The following is a 1,050-nucleotide window of genomic DNA, read 5'->3' as shown; positions in this document are numbered from 1 at the left end:
ATCAGCGTGATGACGTCGCCGGAGCCGGCGCGCAGATCGATACCGCGCAGCACCTCGAGCCCGCCGAAGCGTTTGTGGATGTTGCGCACCTCCAGCGCCGCGCTGGTCTCGTTCATATTCGCGTCATGCCCCCCGGTTTGCGGTGAAAGAGTACCAATGCCTCCGCGGTCTGACCATGGGGAATCAGCGCGGCGGGAACAGATCCACCAGCAGCGGGTCGTGGTCGCTGCTTCGCCATGGGCCCCGCCCCGCGGCCACCGGCGGCTCATCGGCGTTGATGTGCCACAGGCGCACGCCGCGTACCGACTCTGCCAACCCCGGGGTCGCCAGGGCATGATCCAGCAGGCCGGCACGACCACGATAGACATAGCTATAGCGTTGCCCCGGCGGGATGTGGCGCACCGCGAGCGCCTGCAGCCGGCGTCCGCCGGCGAGGACGCGTAGCGGCGGCTCGCCCGGATAGGTATTGAAATCACCGAGGACGAGAGCGCGGTCGCCCCCCGCCAGGCCGTGCAGCCAGACGCTCAGCGCCCTCGCCTGGCGTGTGCGTCGCCGCGCCCAGCAGCCCGCCCCCCGATCCACGTCCCCTTCGGCCGGACAGCCGCCGCGGGACTTGAAATGCACGCTGACCACCCACGCCCGCCGGCCTCGAGCGTCGCGCAGGCGCGCCGCCACGGGGGCACGGTTGTGGGTACGGTCCTGGTCGAGGACCACGCGCTCGACGGAGAACCGCGAGGGCCGGTAAAGCAGCGCGTTGCGCAGTACCGCGCCGCCCCGGTCGCGCCCGGCAGCCGCGGACCGGTAATGGCGTGCCCCGGGCAGGCTGCGGTTGAGCGCCGCGACCAGCCGACGGACCGCCGCCGGGCGGTTCTCGATCTCCTGCAGGGCGAGCACATCGGCGTCGAGCGCGGTCAGCGCGGCGACCAGCCGTCGTTGCTGGGCTCGGAAGGACGCCGCCGTCGGCGCCCCCCGGCCGCCCCGGGTAATGAAATAGTTTTCCAGGTTCAGGCTCGCGACGCGCCATGCCCCCCGCCGCCCCGGTGCGCGGGC

General features: G+C 72.4%; 1 protein-coding gene. It reads right to left on the bottom strand.

The genetic code is table 11. The features are described from left to right. Positions 1-183 precede the first annotated feature (183 nt). On the bottom strand, positions 184-1,050 hold an 867-nt coding region (locus G7A99_RS20770; RefSeq protein ID WP_205599973.1), incomplete at its 5' end, for an endonuclease/exonuclease/phosphatase family protein.

It is taken from the genome of Arhodomonas sp. KWT, assembly GCF_010993615.1.
The sequence above is the reverse complement of the archived record's forward strand: the minus strand, read 5'-3'. Positions and strand labels throughout refer to the sequence as shown.